The sequence below is a fragment of the Cellulomonas shaoxiangyii genome (genome assembly GCF_004798685.1).
In the GTDB taxonomy this organism is placed as follows: domain Bacteria; phylum Actinomycetota; class Actinomycetes; order Actinomycetales; family Cellulomonadaceae; genus Cellulomonas; species Cellulomonas shaoxiangyii.
The window spans coordinates 2,491,422-2,506,191 of sequence record NZ_CP039291.1 but is presented as its reverse complement, the minus strand read 5'-3'; the positions used below and the strand labels follow the sequence as shown (position 1 = coordinate 2,506,191).

At 76.5% G+C, this 14,770-nt stretch carries 11 protein-coding genes; 4 read left to right on the top strand and 7 right to left on the bottom strand.

Annotated features, from left to right (window positions below; genetic code table 11):
- Positions 1-21: 21 nt before the first annotated feature.
- From E5225_RS11335 to ptsP, 4 genes are all read right to left on the bottom strand, one after another.
- Complete coding sequence (locus E5225_RS11335; protein ID WP_135975174.1) at positions 22-1,017, bottom strand: DNA topoisomerase IB; 996 nt, start codon at positions 1,015-1,017, stop codon at positions 22-24.
- Between the two features lie 76 nt (positions 1,018-1,093).
- Positions 1,094-2,020 (bottom strand): acyl-CoA thioesterase, encoded by a 927-nt coding sequence (locus E5225_RS11330; RefSeq protein WP_135975172.1) that lies wholly within the window; start codon positions 2,018-2,020, stop codon positions 1,094-1,096.
- Between the two features lie 16 nt (positions 2,021-2,036).
- Positions 2,037-2,420, bottom strand: coding sequence for a globin (locus E5225_RS11325; RefSeq protein WP_135975170.1), 384 nt, complete (start codon positions 2,418-2,420; stop codon positions 2,037-2,039).
- 133 nt (positions 2,421-2,553) lie between these two features.
- A complete protein-coding gene (gene ptsP / locus E5225_RS11320; RefSeq protein WP_135975169.1) occupies positions 2,554-4,239 on the bottom strand; it encodes a phosphoenolpyruvate--protein phosphotransferase in 1,686 nt (561 codons plus the stop codon).
- A 287-nt stretch (positions 4,240-4,526) separates the two neighbouring features.
- Between ptsP and E5225_RS11315 the strand changes: the two genes are divergently transcribed.
- Together E5225_RS11315 and E5225_RS11310 are read left to right on the top strand one after the other, a co-directional pair.
- The gene (locus E5225_RS11315; RefSeq protein ID WP_135975167.1) at positions 4,527-4,802 is read left to right on the top strand and encodes a PTS sugar transporter subunit IIB; all 276 of its coding nucleotides are present in this window, start codon (positions 4,527-4,529) and stop codon (positions 4,800-4,802) included.
- A 129-nt stretch (positions 4,803-4,931) separates the two neighbouring features.
- Positions 4,932-5,402 (top strand): PTS sugar transporter subunit IIA, encoded by a 471-nt coding sequence (locus E5225_RS11310; RefSeq protein WP_135975165.1) that lies wholly within the window; start codon positions 4,932-4,934, stop codon positions 5,400-5,402.
- Positions 5,403-5,458: 56 nt separating this feature from the next.
- Here the strand turns inward: E5225_RS11310 and E5225_RS11305 are convergent, their stop codons facing one another.
- Both E5225_RS11305 and E5225_RS11300 read right to left on the bottom strand, forming a co-directional pair.
- Positions 5,459-6,706 carry a mechanosensitive ion channel family protein gene (locus tag E5225_RS11305; RefSeq protein ID WP_244243662.1) on the bottom strand — a complete coding sequence of 416 codons (1,248 nt, stop codon included), beginning with the start codon at positions 6,704-6,706 and terminating at the stop codon, positions 5,459-5,461.
- The gene (locus tag E5225_RS11300; RefSeq protein WP_135972673.1) at positions 6,703-8,925 is read right to left on the bottom strand and encodes a prolyl oligopeptidase family serine peptidase; all 2,223 of its coding nucleotides are present in this window, start codon (positions 8,923-8,925) and stop codon (positions 6,703-6,705) included. The genes E5225_RS11305 and E5225_RS11300 overlap by 4 nt, the downstream gene beginning before the upstream one ends.
- Before the next feature lie 135 nt (positions 8,926-9,060).
- On the opposite strand from E5225_RS11300, the gene malQ reads away from it, so the two are divergent.
- Both malQ and E5225_RS11290 read left to right on the top strand, forming a co-directional pair.
- Positions 9,061-11,202 carry a 4-alpha-glucanotransferase gene (malQ, locus tag E5225_RS11295; RefSeq protein ID WP_135972674.1) on the top strand — a complete coding sequence of 714 codons (2,142 nt, stop codon included), beginning with the start codon at positions 9,061-9,063 and terminating at the stop codon, positions 11,200-11,202.
- Positions 11,199-11,777, top strand: a complete 579-nt coding sequence (locus E5225_RS11290) for a P-loop NTPase family protein (protein ID WP_243738131.1) — start codon at positions 11,199-11,201, stop codon at positions 11,775-11,777. Before malQ ends, E5225_RS11290 begins: the two co-directional genes overlap by 4 nt.
- Positions 11,778-11,943: 166 nt before the next feature.
- Here E5225_RS11290 and pepN read toward each other — a convergent pair whose 3' ends face one another.
- A complete protein-coding gene (gene pepN / locus E5225_RS11285; protein WP_135972675.1) occupies positions 11,944-14,550 on the bottom strand; it encodes an aminopeptidase N in 2,607 nt (868 codons plus the stop codon).
- Positions 14,551-14,770 lie beyond the last annotated feature (220 nt).

Below are 14,770 nucleotides of genomic sequence, written 5' to 3'. Positions count from 1 at the left end.
GACCGTCCGCCCGGGCCGGCGTCAGGGCGCGAGCATGGCGAGCGTCCGCTTCTCGGCGACCGCCTGCGACCGCGTCGGGGCGATCGTCTCCCCGCGCTCCCACAGCTCGATCACCCGCGGGTCCACGTACGACGAGCGGGCCACCGCCGGCGTGTTGCCCAGCTCCTCCGACACCGCCTTCACCACGGACGCCACCACGCGCCGCCGGCCGCGGTCGCTCGCGGGCGTCGGCCCGGCCTGCGCGAACCCGCGGGCGGCGAGCACGGTGGCGTGCCACGTGCGGAAGTCCTTCGGCGAGGCGTCCCCGAGCCGGTCCTTCACGTACCCGGCGACGTCGCTGCTCGTGACGTCGTGCCAGCCGGCGTCGTCGCGCCACGCGAGCAGCTCGGGGCTCGGGTCGCGGCGGCGCAGCAGCGTGCGGCACAGCGCGGCGACGACCTCGTCCTCGACGATCGTGTCGCGCACCTGCCCCGACTTGGCCGGGAAGACGAGGTGCACGGCGCCGGGGTCCGCGTCGTGCGCGGGCGCGAGCACCTGCACGTGGTCGCGGCGCAGCGTCGCGAGCCCGAACGACCCGTTGCGGCGTGCGTACCCCTCGCCGCCGACGCGCAGGTACGCGCGGTCGAGCAGCCGGAACGCCAGCGCGAGCGCCTTGTCCCGCGGCATGCCGTCGAGCGCGAGGTCGGCCTGCACGCGCCGCCGGGCACCTGGCAGGCGCCGCGCGACGTCGAGCACGTGGTCGTGCTTGAGCCGCGCCCGCCGCGTGTGCCACTGCTGGTGGTACAGGTACTGGCGGCGCTGCGCGTCGTCGAAGCCGGCGGCCTGGATGTGCCCGTTCGGCCACGGGCAGATCCACACGTCCTTCCAGGCCGGCGGGATCGCGAGCGTCGACACCCGCTCGAGGTGCTCGGGGTCGTCGATGCGCCGGCGGTCGAGGTCGAGGTAGACGAAGCCGCGGCCCGCCCGTCGCCGCGTCCAGCCGGGCTGGTCGATGCGCACACGTCGGAGCCGGACCATGGCGGGAGTCTCACCCGGGCGGTGCCGGGGCGCTCGCCGAGCGCGGACCGCGGCCCCGTCCTTGCCGTGCCGGGCGTCACCCCGGCAGGCGCACCATGCCCTCCTGGGCCACGGACGCGACGAGGGTCCCGTCGCGCGTGAAGACGCGTGCGGCGCCGAGGCCGCGCCCGCCCTGAGCGCTCGGCGTCGACTGCACGTAGAGCAGCCAGTCGTCGACGCGCACGTCGCGGTGCCACCACATGGCGTGGTCCAGGCTCGCCATCGCCAGCCCGGGGGCGGCCCAGGACCGGCCGGTGCGCCGCAGCACCGGCTCGAGCATGACCTGGTCGCACGCGTACGCCAGCAGCGCGCGGTGGAGCAGCTGGCCGCCGGGCAGCGGCGTGCGCGAGCGCATCCACACCATCTGCCGGCCGAGGCCCGGCTCCGGGTCGGCGCCCAGGTACAGCGAGCCGCCGACGTGCCGCACGTCGAACGCGGCCTCCTGCGTCCAGAACTTCGCGACGGGGTGGTCGATGCCCTCGAGCTGGTCGAGCGCCGAGACGACGTCCTCGGGGGCGGGCACGTCCGCCGGCATCTCCTCGGCGTACGCGACGCCGGGCTGGTCCTCCTGGAAGGACGCGATCATCGAGAGGATCGGCTGGCCGTCCTGCAGCGCGTGCGTGCGGCGTGCGGTGAACGAGCGCCCGTCGCGCAGGCGCTCGACCGTCAGCGCGATCGGCTTGCGCACGTCGCCCGGGCGCAGGAAGTAGCCGTGCAGCGAGTGCGGCAGGCGGTCGGCGGGCACGGTGCGGCCCGCCGCGAGCAGGGCCTGGGCCAGCACCTGGCCGCCGAACACGCGTCCGCCGGGCTGGGCGAGGCTCCGGGCGTGGAACAGGTCGGGCGTCTCGGGGTCCGCCGTGACGTCGAGCACGCCGAGCACGGCCGCGGTCGGGTCGTCGGCGGGCGCGTCGGCGGGCGCGTCGGCCGGGACGCCGTCCGCGGGGTCGGGGGTGGGGTGCGTCATGGGGGCGGTGGTCCCGTCAGTCCTCGAACGTGTTGAGCATGGAGAACGCGGCGCGCTCGAGGTAGTCCCAGAGCTGCGCGCGGTGCAGGGGGGCGAGGTCGAGGCTGTCGACCGCGGTGCGCATGTGCGCGAGCCAGCGGTCGCGCGCGTCCGGGTTGACCTTGTAGGGCGCGTGCCGCATGCGCAGGCGGGGGTGGCCGCGCTGCTCGGAGTAGGTGCCAGGCCCGCCCCAGTACTGCTCGAGGAACCCGGTGAGGCGCTCGGCGGCGGGGCCGAGGTCCTCCTCCGGGTACATCGGCTTGAGGACGGGGTCGGTGGCGACGCCGCGGTAGAACTCGTCGACGAGCCGGACGAAGGTCTCGTGCCCGCCGACGGCCTCGTAGAACGAGTCGGCTCTCACGGCGCCCATCCTCACACGCGCCCGCCCGAGGCGGCCCGCTCCGCGGCGCCCGCGGGCGCACCTCACACGGTGCGGCGCGGCGCCCCGGCTGCTCGCGCCGACCGCCGAGGCGGCACGTGCGGGCCGTGGCGCGTCACAGGCCCAGCTCGTCGAGGACCGTCAGCCCCCCGCGGACGACCGACCGCGCGTGGTCCGCGCCGGGCGCGGTCACCGCGAGCCGGGCGAGCCGCCGGCACTCCTGCGACGTCGTGGCCGCGAGCACGGCCGCGACGTCCGGCAGCGCGCGCGGCGTCATGGACAGCGACGTCACGCCGAGGCCGACGAGCACCACGGCCAGCGCGGGGTCGGCGGCGGCCTCGCCGCACACGCCGACGGGGCGGCCCTGCGCGGCGCCGCCCGCCGCCGCCATCTCGACGAGTCGCAGGACCGCGGGCTGCCAGGCGTCGGACAGGCGCGCGACGGCGCCCAGCAGCCGGTCGGCGGCCATCGTGTACTGCGTGAGGTCGTTCGTGCCGACGCTCGCGAACGCGGCGTGCGCGAGCATCGGCGCCGCGAGCAGCGCGGCGCTCGGCACCTCGATCATGATCCCGGCGGTGCCGAGCCCGTGGCGGGCGCACGCCGCGACGAAGCCCTCCGCCTCGTCCACGGTCGCGACCATCGGCGCCATGACCCACGTCGTCGTGCCGGGGTGGTCCGCCGCGGCCCGCGCGATGGCCGTGAGCTGGTCCTCGAGCACGTGGGGGTGCGTCTCGGCGACCCGCAGGCCGCGCACGCCGAGGGCCGGGTTCGCCTCGGGCGCGGCGCGCAGGAACGGCAGCGGCTTGTCGGCGCCCGCGTCGAGCGTGCGGACCACGACCTTGCGGCCCTCGAACGCGGCGAGCACGCGCCCGTACGCCGCCACCTGCTCCTCGACCGTCGGCGCCTCGGTCCGGTCGAGGAACGCGAACTCGGTGCGGAACAGGCCGACGCCCTGTGCCCCGGACGCGGCTGCGGCCTCGGCCTCCGCCGGGTCGCCGACGTTGGCGAGCAGCTCGACGCGCTGGCCGTCGGCGGTCCGGCCCTCCCCGTCGAACGTCCGCACGGCGGCGGCGAGCGCCCGGACGCGCTGCACCACGTCGTCGGACGGGTCGAGCGTCACGGTGCCGGCCGCGCCGTCGACGAGCAGCGTGGTGCCCTCCGCCACGCCGGCCGCCCCCGCCGCGGCCACGACGGCAGGGATCCCGCGGGCGCGGGCGAGGATCGCGGTGTGCGACGTCGGGCCGCCCGCGGTCGTGACGACCGCGAGGACGCGCGCCGGGTCCAGCGTCGCGGTCAGGGCGGGTGCGAGGTCGTGCGCCACGAGCACGTAGGGGTGCGGGAGGGCCGGCAGGCCGGGGGCGGGGCGCCCGGTGAGCCGTGCGACGAGCCGGTCGCGCACGTCGTGGATGTCGCGCACGCGCTCGGCCAGGTACCCGCCGAGCTCGGCGAGCTGCGCGGCGACGGCGTCGGCGGCCTCCCACACGGCGCGCTCGGGCACGAGGTGGTCGACGCGCACGCGCTCCTGCGCGTCGGCGACGAGCGACGGGTCCGCGGCCATCGCCGCCGTGGCGAACAGCAGCGCGGCGCTCGCGCCCTCGGCGGCCTCCGCGGCAGCGTCGAGCCCTGCCCGCACGTCCTCGGCGGCCTCGGCCACGCGCGCGGCGGCGGCCTCGGTGTCGGCGCCGGGCGGCAGGCGGCGTCCGGCGGGCGGCTCGGCGACGGCCTCGGGCAGGTGCGCGGCCGGTGCGACGACGCGTCCCGGGCTCACACCGATGCCGGTGACGACGGTCGTGCTGCCCACGCGTACCTCCTCGCTGCTCGCGGTGCCCCGGCCGCCCCGGGCGTGGCCCGGGTGCGGACGCGGCACCGCACCGACGACGGCGTCGGTGCGTGGGCAGTCTGTCGTGGACCGCGCCCCGCGTGCCAGCGCCGACACGCGCGCCACCGACCTGGCCCGCGCAGCGGCGGCCGGGCCCGAGCACACGCGGTGGTCCTGCGCCACGGCCGAAGGGCCGGACCGGTGGGTACGGCCGCGGCGGCGGCGGTAGCCTTGGGGGTACGCACGGGACGTGCGCCCGCGCCGAGGCGGTGCGCGGGACGTGCGGCGTCGCGACAACCCCTGGGGAGAACCACTTGAGCAAGGCACAGCAGATCCTGGCCGCCCTGGGCGGGGAGACCAACGTGGTCGACCTCGAGCCCTGCATCACGCGGCTGCGGGTCGAGGTGGGCGACGCGGAGCTCGTCGACGAGGCCGCCCTCAAGGCCAGCGGCGCGTTCGGCGTGGTGCGTTCCGGCCACATCGTCCAGGTCATCGTCGGCCCGGAGGCCGACAACCTCGCGGCCGAGCTCGACACGCTGCGCTGAGCGACCGGCGCAGAGACGACCGGCGCAGAGACGACCGACGCTGAGACGACCGACGGGACGACCGGTGCCGACGAGACGACGGTGCCCGGTGGACCGCGCCGACGAGCCCGCCGACCTGAGGGCGCCGACGTGACCGCCGTCCGGCTGCTCAGCCCCGTGGCCGGCACCGTCCGCCCCCTCGCCGACGTGCCGGACCCCGTGTTCGCGGGGGAGATGGTCGGCCCGGGCGTCGCCGTCCAGCCCGACCCGGTCGCCCGTCAGGACGTCCTCGCGCCGTGCGACGGCGTCGTCGGCGCGCTGCACCCGCACGCGTTCGCCCTGGACCTGGGCGCGGACCGCGCCGTGCTCGTGCACGTGGGCATCGACACCGTCGGCCTCAAGGGCGAGGGCTTCGAGGTGCACGTCGAGGCCGGCGCACACGTCCGTGCTGGGGACCGCGTGCTGACGTGGTCGCCCCTCGACGTCGCCGCCGCGGGGCTGGCGACCGTGTGCCCCGTCGTCGTGCTCCAGGGCGACCCGGCGACGCTCACGCACCTCGTCCCCGACGGCGCACGGGTGGACCCCGGCCGGCCGCTGCTGGACTGGGCACCGGAGGGCTGAGCCGAGCCCTGCGCGCGCACGGCCCCGTCCGCCGGTGCGGACGGGGCCGTGCCCTCTCAGGCGCGCTCGCTGCGGCCCGGGTCGGGGTGCAGCGCGTCGTGCACGGGCGTGTCGTGCGGGTCGCGTCCGTCCGGCACGGCGGCCGGGTCGGTGGCGGGGCGGGCGGCGTCGGGCTCGGCCGCGGCGCCGCCGGCGTCCGCGCCCGCGTCCACACCCCCCTGCGCACCCCCGCCCCCGCCCGCGTCCGGCGCGTCGACGTCGGCCCCCGCCGGGACCGCCTCGCCCGGACCCTCGCTCGCCGCGCGGTGCGCCGCCAGCAGGTCCCGCTGGCCACCGAGCGGGACGCCCGCCTCGGCGAGCCGGCGGCGCACCGACGCCCGCAGCTGCCGGCCGACCTCCCACTGCTTGCCCGGCTCGGTGCGCAGGCTCAGCTTGACCGTGACGGCCTCGGCGCTGAGCCGCTCGGCGCCGGTGATCGTGGGCGAGCCCTGCACGAACGCGCCGACCACGGGCGCGGCGGCGACCTCGGCCGCCGCCTGCTCGAGGACGCCGCGCACCTCGTCGAGGTCGGCGAAGTAGTCGACGTCGATCTCGACCGTCGCCGTGCCGAAGCCCTGGGTCTTGTTGCCGACGCGCAGCATCGACCCGTTCGGGACGTACCAGAGCGTCCCGTCGCCGTCGCGCACCTTGGTCACGCGCAGGCCCACGGCCTCGACCGTGCCGGTCGCGGCCCCCACGTCGACGACGTCGCCGACGCCGTACTGGTCCTCGAGCAGCATGAACAGGCCGGACAGGAAGTCCTTGACGAGCGCCTGCGCGCCGAATCCGACCGCGACGCCGACGATGCCGGCCGACGCGATGAGGGGCGCGATGTTCACGCCGAGCGCGTCCAGGACCAGCACGACCGTGATCGAGCCGACGACGATCGACGCCGTCGAGCGCAGCACCGACCCGATCGTGCGGGCCCGTTGCGCGCGCCGCACGGCCGTCACGGGGTTCGCGCGCTGCAGCACGGAGCGCATCTCGGTGCCGCCGAGCGGCTTGAGCACGCCGCGCTCGAGCAGGGAGTCGCCCGTGGCGATGTGGTCGGCGACGGTGCCGATGAGGTGGCGCAGCGCGGCGAGCACGAGCGCGCTGATGACGACGATGAGGACGATCCGCAGCGGGAGGCCCACGAACCAGTCCCAGAACGACGCGGCCCACGCCGCCACGTCCGTGCGGTCCTCCGGCACGGCGGGGACGAACCCGGGGTGGTCCGTCCCGGTGGACGAGGGCGTCGGGGCGCCGAGCACGAGCGGCGTCACGCGGCCCCCTCCGCCCGGTCGGCCCCGGCGAGGCCGGCGAGCAGGCCCGTGCGGTCGGCGACGAACTGCAGCTGCTCGACGGACAGGCCGATGGTCCGCGACAGCGCGCGTCCGCCGTGCCCGACGCCGATCTCCCGGCGCACGAGGACCGGCCGGTCGTCGACGTCGGACGACGTCGCCGCCTGCAGCGCCGCGCCGAGCTTGCGTGCGTGCAGCGGGTCGACGCGGGTGTCGCCCTCGAAGACCGTGAACAGCACGGCCGGGTAGGCGGTGCCCTCGACGACCCGGTGGTACGGGGAGTACCCGAGCAGCCAGTCGAGCTCCTCGGGCACGTCCGCGTCCCCGTACTCCTCGGTCCACGTCACGCCGAGGCCGAAGCGCTGGTAGCGCACCATGTCGAGCAGGGGGGCGGAGCAGACGGCCGCTGCCCACAGGTCCGGGCGCTGCGTCACGGCGGCGCCGACGAGCAGGCCGCCGTTCGACCCGCCCCACACGGCGAGCCGGTCCGTCGTGGTCCAGCCGCCCGCGACGAGGTGCTCGGCGACCGCGAACAGGTCGTCGAAGACGTTCTGCTTGTGCGCGCGCATGCCGGCGCGGTGCCACTCCTCGCCCTCCTCGCCACCGCCGCGCAGGTTCGCGACGACGTAGACGCCGCCGGCCTCGACCCACGCGAGCGTGCTCGCCGAGTACGCGGGGTCGAGGGAGATCTGGAAGCCGCCGTACCCGTAGAGCACGGTCGGCGCGGGGGCGAGGGGGTGCCCGTCGGCGTCGAGCCGGTCGGCGCGCGCCAGGACGAACGCGCGCACGGTCGTGCCGTCGGCGCTGGTGACCTCGACCTGCCGCGCCCGCACGTCGGGCAGGTGGGGCACGGCGCCGGGCGGGGTCGCCCACACCGTGAGGGCGCCCGTCGTCGCGTCGAAGCGGTACACCCGCGGGACCGTCACGTGGTCGGTGTAGGAGAACCACAGGGACGTGCCGCCGTCGGGCCGCGTGACGAGCCCGGACACCGAGCCGAGGCCGTGCAGCGCCAGCCGGCCCGCGTCGCCGGCGTGCCGCGCGCCCGTCGTCGGGTCGTGCAGTGTGACCTCGCTCACGGCGTGCCGCCGCCACGACGCGACCAGCAGCGTCGGCGTCGTGTCGTCGCCCCCGCCGTCGAGCAGCGCGACGTCCTCGAGGACCGCCTCGTCGTCCTGCGCCACGAGCGTCGTCCAGTGCGCCACGCCCGGCGCGGTCGGGTCGGTCACGCACACCCGCCCGCGCGGAGCGTCGAGGTCGGTGTGGACGTACAGGCGCCCGTCGCGGCCCACCCACGCACCCACCTCGGCGTCGAGGCCCACGGCGACCTCGGCGAACGACGGTGCCTCGGTCCCGCCGCCGGCCGTGAGGTCCGCGATCCACACGTCCGTGCGCGGGGCCGTGCCGGCCGACGCGGAGACGATGAGCCAGCGTCCGTCGCGGCTCACCGAGACGCCGTAGTAGCTCGTCATGTCCAGTCCGGCGCCGAACACCTCGACGTCCTGCTCGGGCGAGGTGCCGACGCGGTGCAGCCACACCCGCCGGTGGTACTGCTGCTCGTCCGCCGGCAGCAGCGCGGGCGCGAGCCGGCGCACGTAGAAGAACGCCTCGCCGCCGGGCAGCCACGCGACGGGGGAGTAGCGCGCACGGTCGACCGGCCCGTCGACGACCTCGCCCGTCGCGACGTCGAGCACGTGCAGCACGCTCTCCTCGGTACCGCCCGAGGACACCTGGTAGGCGAGCAGGTCGCCCTCCTTGGACGGCTGCCACGCGTCGAGCGTCGTGGTGCCCGCGGGGTCGAGGGCGAGGGGGTCGACGAGCACGCGCTCGCGCTCCCCGCCGCCGCCGTCCGGCTCGACGACCACCACGACGGCGTGCTCCTGGTCACCGGCCCGCCGCGAGACGAACCGGCGGTCGCCGCGCCACGCGGGTGCGCTGACGAAGCCGGCGCCCAGCAGCGCGCCGAGCCGGTCGCGCAGCGCGTCGGTGGCGAACGGCCCGCCGGCCGCAGCCCGCTCCGCGCGTCCGCGGTACGCGGCGTACAGCGCGTCCTGCGCCGCCGACCACGCCTCCGTGGCGGGGTCCCGCGGGTCCTCGAGGCGGCGGTACGGGTCCGCGACGGTGCGTCCGTGCAGGTCCTCCGCGAGGTCCTCGCGCGGTGCGGGCGGGTAGGCCAGGGGGGTCGGCGTGGCGGCGTCGGTCATGGTGCGACAGGCTACGGACCGTTGCCGTGCTCCCGCGCCCGCGACCCGCGGCCGGCCCGGACCGGCGCTCGTCCGGCGCACGCGAACACCCGCCCTGTCCGGGCAGGTCAGGGACGTGCGTGCGAGGATCGACGCGTGCCTGAACAGCCCCTCCACTCCGCCGACCGCCCGTCCGACGACCTCCTGCGCCTCGCGGAGGCGTACGACATCGAGGCCCGCTACCAGGGCCACGACGGTGAGCACCACGAGTCCAGCGCGCACACCCTGCGCGCGGTGCTCGCGGCGCTCGGCGTCGACGCGTCGTCGCCGGAGCGCATCGCCCTGGCCCTCGCCCACGTCGAGAACATGCCGTGGCGCCGCACGCTGCCGCCGGTCGTGGTGGCGCGGGAGGGCAGGAGCGTCGACGTGCCGGTGCACGTCACCCACGGCGACCCGGTCGAGGTGTGGGTCGAGCTGGACCCCGAGGCCGGTGGCGGGCGCCGCGACCTCGCGCAGGCGGACGTGTACGTCGAGCCGCGCACGGTCGACGGCCGGGTCGTCGGCCGCGCGACGTTCACCCTGCCCGGCGACCTGCCGCTCGGGTGGCACGAGATCCGGGCCGAGGGCCCGAGCGCGCAGGCGCACAGCCCCGTCGTCGTGACCCCGGCCCGGCTCGCGCTGCCCGAGGCGCTGCGGGAGGGGCACGTGTGGGGCCTCATGGCGCAGCTGTACTCGGTGCGCTCGCGGGCGTCCTGGGGCATCGGCGACCTCGCCGACCTCGCCGACCTCGGCTGGCTCTCGGGCCGGCTGGGTGCGGACTTCCTGCTGATCAACCCGCTGCACGCTGCGGAGCCGGTCGAGCCGCTGACGCCGAGCCCGTACCTGCCGACGACCCGGCGCTTCGTGAACCCGCTGTACGTCCGGGTCGAGGACGTGCGGGAGACGGCGTACCTGTCGGCCGCCGACCGGGCGCTCGTCGAGTGGGCGGCCGAGCCCGTCCAGCCGCTCGACACGGACCCGGGGCCCATCGACCGCGACGCCGCGTGGGCGGCGAAGCGCGCCGCGCTCGAGGTCGTCTTCGCGCAGCCGCGGTCCGCGGCGCGGCAGGCCGCGCTCGACGCGTTCGTCGAGGAGCAGGGCGAGGGCCTGCGCACGTTCGCGCTGTGGTGCGCGCTCGTCGAGCGGCACGGCGCCCCCGAGACGTGGCCCGCGCCGCTGAACGACCCGTACTCGGACGAGGTCGTGGCCGCGGCGGTCGAGCTCGCCGACCGGGTGCGCTTCTGGTCGTGGCTGCAGTGGGTGGCGGACGAGCAGCTCGGCCGGGCGCAGCAGGCGGCGCTCGACAGCGGCATGGCGCTCGGGATCATGCACGACCTGGCGGTCGGCGTGCACCCCGCCGGCGCGGACTCGTGGGCCCTGCGCGACGTGCTGGCCAACGGCGCGTCCGTCGGTGCCCCGCCCGACATGTACAACCAGCAGGGCCAGGACTGGTCGCAGCCGCCGTGGCACCCGGCCGAGCTGGCCCGCGCCGCCTACCGGCCGTACCGCGACATGCTCCGGACGGTGCTGCGGCACGCGGGCGCCATCCGCATCGACCACGTCATCGGCCTGTTCCGCCTCTGGTGGGTGCCGGAGGGCAACAGCGCGGCCGAGGGCGCGTACGTGCGCTACGACCACGAGGCGCTCGTGGGGATCCTGGCCCTCGAGGCGCACCGCGCCGGCGCGGTGGTCATCGGCGAGGACCTCGGCACCGTCGAGCCGTGGGTGCGCGACTACCTGGCCGACCGCGGTGTGCTCGGCACGTCCGTGCTGTGGTTCGAGCAGACGCCGGACGGCCCGCTGCCGCCCGAGCGCTACCGCCGCGAGGTCCTCGCCACCGTCACGACGCACGACCTGCCGCCGACCGCCGGCTACCTCGCCGGCGAGCACGTGCAGCTGCGCGAGCGGCTCGGCCTGCTGACCCGGCCGGTGCGCGAGGTCCAGGCCGAGGCCGACGCGGAGCGTGAGCGCATGCTCGACGCGCTGCGCGAGCGGGGCCTGGTCGGGCCGGACCCGTCCGAGCGCGAGGTCATCGAGGCGCTGCACCGCTGGGTGCTCGCGACCCCGTCGGTGCTGGTGGGCGTCTCGCTGGCCGACGCGGTGGGCGAGCGGCGCGCGCAGAACCAGCCGGGTACGGACCAGGAGTACCCGAACTGGAAGGTGCCGCTGGCCGACGGCTCAGGCAACGTGGTGCTCCTCGACGACCTCGTCACCAGCGCGCGGCTGGCCTCGCTCGCGCGCGTCATGAACGAGGGGTGAGCGGGCCGCCCGTGCCCGTGCCCGACCCCCTCCCGCGCCGCGTGCGGGTCGTCGGGAACTCGGGTGCCGGCAAGACGACGTACGCCCGCGCTCTCGCCGCGGCACTCGGCGTCCCGCACGTGGAGCTCGACGAGGTCTTCTGGGCCCCCGGCTGGGTGCACCGCGACGCCGCCGAGGGTCGGGCCGACCTGGCCGGGCGGCTCGCGGGCGCGGACGGCTGGGTCGTCGACGGCAACTGGCGGTCCCGGCTCGACGGCATGCTCGACGACGCCGACACGGTGGTGTGGCTCGACTACGACCGGCGGACCGTCATGGCGCGCGTCGTGCGCCGCACCCTGCGCCGCGGCCTCACCCGGCAGGAGCTGTGGCACGGCAACCGCGAACGGCTGACGAACCTGCTGCGCCGCGACCCCGAGGAGAACATCGTGCGGTGGGCGTGGACGATGCACGGCGCCTACCGCGCGCGCTACGCCGCGCTCGCGGCGTCGGGGACCACGCGGGTCGTCCGGCTCGGCTCGCCGCGCGACGCCGCCGTGTTCCTGCGCGCGGTCGCCGACGCGCGCGGGACGCGGTGAGGGCCGCACGAGCCCCGGGCAGCCGAGCCGGCCGACCAGCGGGCTGAGCCGCTGGGCCGGCCGCTGAGCCGACGCCCGCCGAGCGGTCGAGGAACGACGAGGGGCGACGCACCGGTCGGTGCGTCGCCCCTCGTGCCGTGCTGCGGGCGTCGGTGCTGCCCGGGCGTCAGGCGCGCCGGCGGTCCGCCTCCTGCGCCGCGAGCGCCCGGCGGACCCCGTCGCGCGACTCGGCGACGAGCCGGCGCAGCGCGGGCGCCGCGTCGGGGTGCGCGGCGAGCCACGCGTCGGTCGCACCGAGCACGTCGACGTCCGCGTGGTCGGCGAGCAGCGTCGGGTAGAGCCCGAGGACGACGTTCTGCGCCATCTCGTTCGTCTTCGCGGACCACACGCGCTCGAGGTCGGCGAAGTACGGCTCGACCCACGGCAGCAGCAGCGCGACGTCGTGCACGCGGGCGAACCCGCTGATCGTCGCGGCCTGCAGGGCGTTGGGCAGCTCGTCGCCGGTGACGACGGCGGCCCACGCACGCTCCTTCGCCTCGGGCGTCGGCAGGGCCGCACGCGCGGCCGCGGCGGCCCGCTGGCCCGTGGCGGTGGCGTCCCGCGAGAGCTCCGCGGCGACGGCGGTCTCGTCGGCGCGGCCGCCCGCGACGAGCGCGGTCAGCAGCTCCCAGCGCAGGTCGGTGTCGACCGACAGGCCCTCGAGCGTCCGGCGGCCGTCCAGCAAATCCGTGACCGCGTCGAGCTGGGCGTCCGTGCGGGCGCGGCCCGCGAACGCCTTGACGAGCTGGAGCTGGGCGTCGGAGCCGGCCGCGGCCGCCTCCGCGAGCCCGAGCAGGCGGTCCGCGGCCGTCACCTGCGTGGCGTCGCGGTGCTCGGGGGCGACGTACAGGTCCAGGGTGGTGGCGAGCTGCCGCAGCAGCACGAGCACCACCGACGAGTCCGTCTCGTGCGCCACGTTGCCGAGCACCAGGTCGACGAAGTCGCGCGCGGGCGTCTCGCCGTCGCGCGTGGCGTCCCAGGCCGCCGCCCACACGAGCGTGCGGGGGAGCGAGTCGGTGAAGGCGCCCAGGTGCGCGATGGCGGTCGCCATCGACTGCGCGTCGAGGCGGACCTTCGCGTACGCGAGGTCGTCGTCGTTGACCAGCAGCAGGTCGGGGCGCACCCGGCCGACGAGCTCCGGCACCTCGGTGCGCGGGCCGTCGACGTCGAGCTCGACGCGGACGGTGCGCACCAGGCGCGTGGCGCCGTCGACGTCCTGCAGGTCGTACCCGGCGACCGCGAGGCGGTGGGGCCGCTGCGTCGGGTGCTCGGTGGGGACCTCCTGGAGCACCGCGAACGACGTGATCGTGCCCGCGTCGTCCACCTCGAGCTCGGGCCGCAGCAGCGTGACGCCGGCCTTCTCGAGCCACAGGGCGGACCACGCCGACAGGTCGCGGCCGCTGGTCTCCTCGAGCTCCGCGAGCAGGTCGCGCAGCTGCGTGTTGCCCCAGGCGTGCTTCGCGAAGTACGCCCGCACACCGGCGAAGAACTGGTCCTGGCCGACCCACGCGACCAGCTGCTTGAGCACCGAGGCGCCCTTGGCGTACGTGATGCCGTCGAAGTTGACCTCGACGTCCTCGAGGTCGCGCATGTCCGCCACGATCGGGTGCGTCGACGGCAGCTGGTCCTGCCGGTACGCCCACGACTTCTCGAGCGAGGAGAACGTCGTCCACGCGGCCGTCCAGGGCGTCGCCTCGGCCGTCGCGAGCGTCGACGCGTACTCCGCGAACGACTCGTTCAGCCACAGGTCGTCCAACCAGCGCATGGTCACCAGGTCGCCGAACCACATGTGCGCGAGCTCGTGGAGGATCGTCACGGCGCGGCGCTCGACCGTCGCCTCGGGGACCTTGGAGCGGAAGACGTAGGACTCGAGGAACGTCACCGCGCCGGCGTTCTCCATCGCGCCCGCGTTGAACTCCGGCACGAAGAGCTGGTCGTACTTGGCGAACGGGTACGGCACGCCGAACCGCTCCTCGTAGAACGTGAAGCCCGCGCGCGTGACGTCGAGGATGTTGTCCGTGTCGAGGTGCTGGGCCAGCGACGCGCGGCAGTAGACGCCGAGCGGGACCGTGCGGCCGTCGGCGCTCGTCAGCTCGGAGTGCTCACCGTGGTACGGGCCGGCGATGACGGCGGTGACGTAGGACGCCAGGCGCGGCGTCGTCTCGAAGCGCCACGTCGCGGTGCCGGCGTCACGCCCGCCGTTGAGGTTGCGCCCGCCCTCGACGGGCTCGGGCTCGCCGACCTGCGGGTAGTTCGACACGACGGTCCAGTGCGCCGGCGCCGTCACGGTGAACGTGAACGTGGCCTTGAGGTCGGGCTGCTCGAACACCGCGAACACGCGGCGCGAGTCGGCGACCTCGAACTGGCTGTACAGGTACACCTCGTCGTCGACGGGGTCGACGAACCGGTGCAGGCCCTCGCCGGTCTGCATGTAGGCGCAGTCCGCGACGACCCGCAGCTCGTTCTCCTCGGCGAGGTCGTCGAGGCGGATGCGCGCGTCGGAGACCACGTCCGCGGGGTCGAGGCGGCGGCCGTTGAGGACCACCTCGTGCACCTGCGGCGCGATGAGGTCGACGAACGTGCTGGCCCCGGGCGTGGCGGAGAACCGCACCGTCGTGGTCGACCCGAACGTCCGGGGCCTCGTCGTCAGGTCCAGCGCGACGTCGTACGCGTGGGTGCGCACGAGGGAGGCGCGCTCGGCGGCCTCGGCGCGGGTGAGGTTCTCTCCGGGCACGGATCGGCTCCGATCGGTCGGCGGCGGTGGCCGCGAGGAGGTGCTGCGGCGACCGAGCGGGTCGGCGTCGACCTGGCCGCGTCGCGGGCGCGGCGCCGGGGCGCCGTGGCGGACCGGGCACGCGGCGGGGGCGGTCAGAACGGGCTCGGCCGTGCCGGTCGTGCGGGTCGCGTGGGCGACCGGGCACGATCATGCCACGCCACCCGCGCCCGGCCCGGGC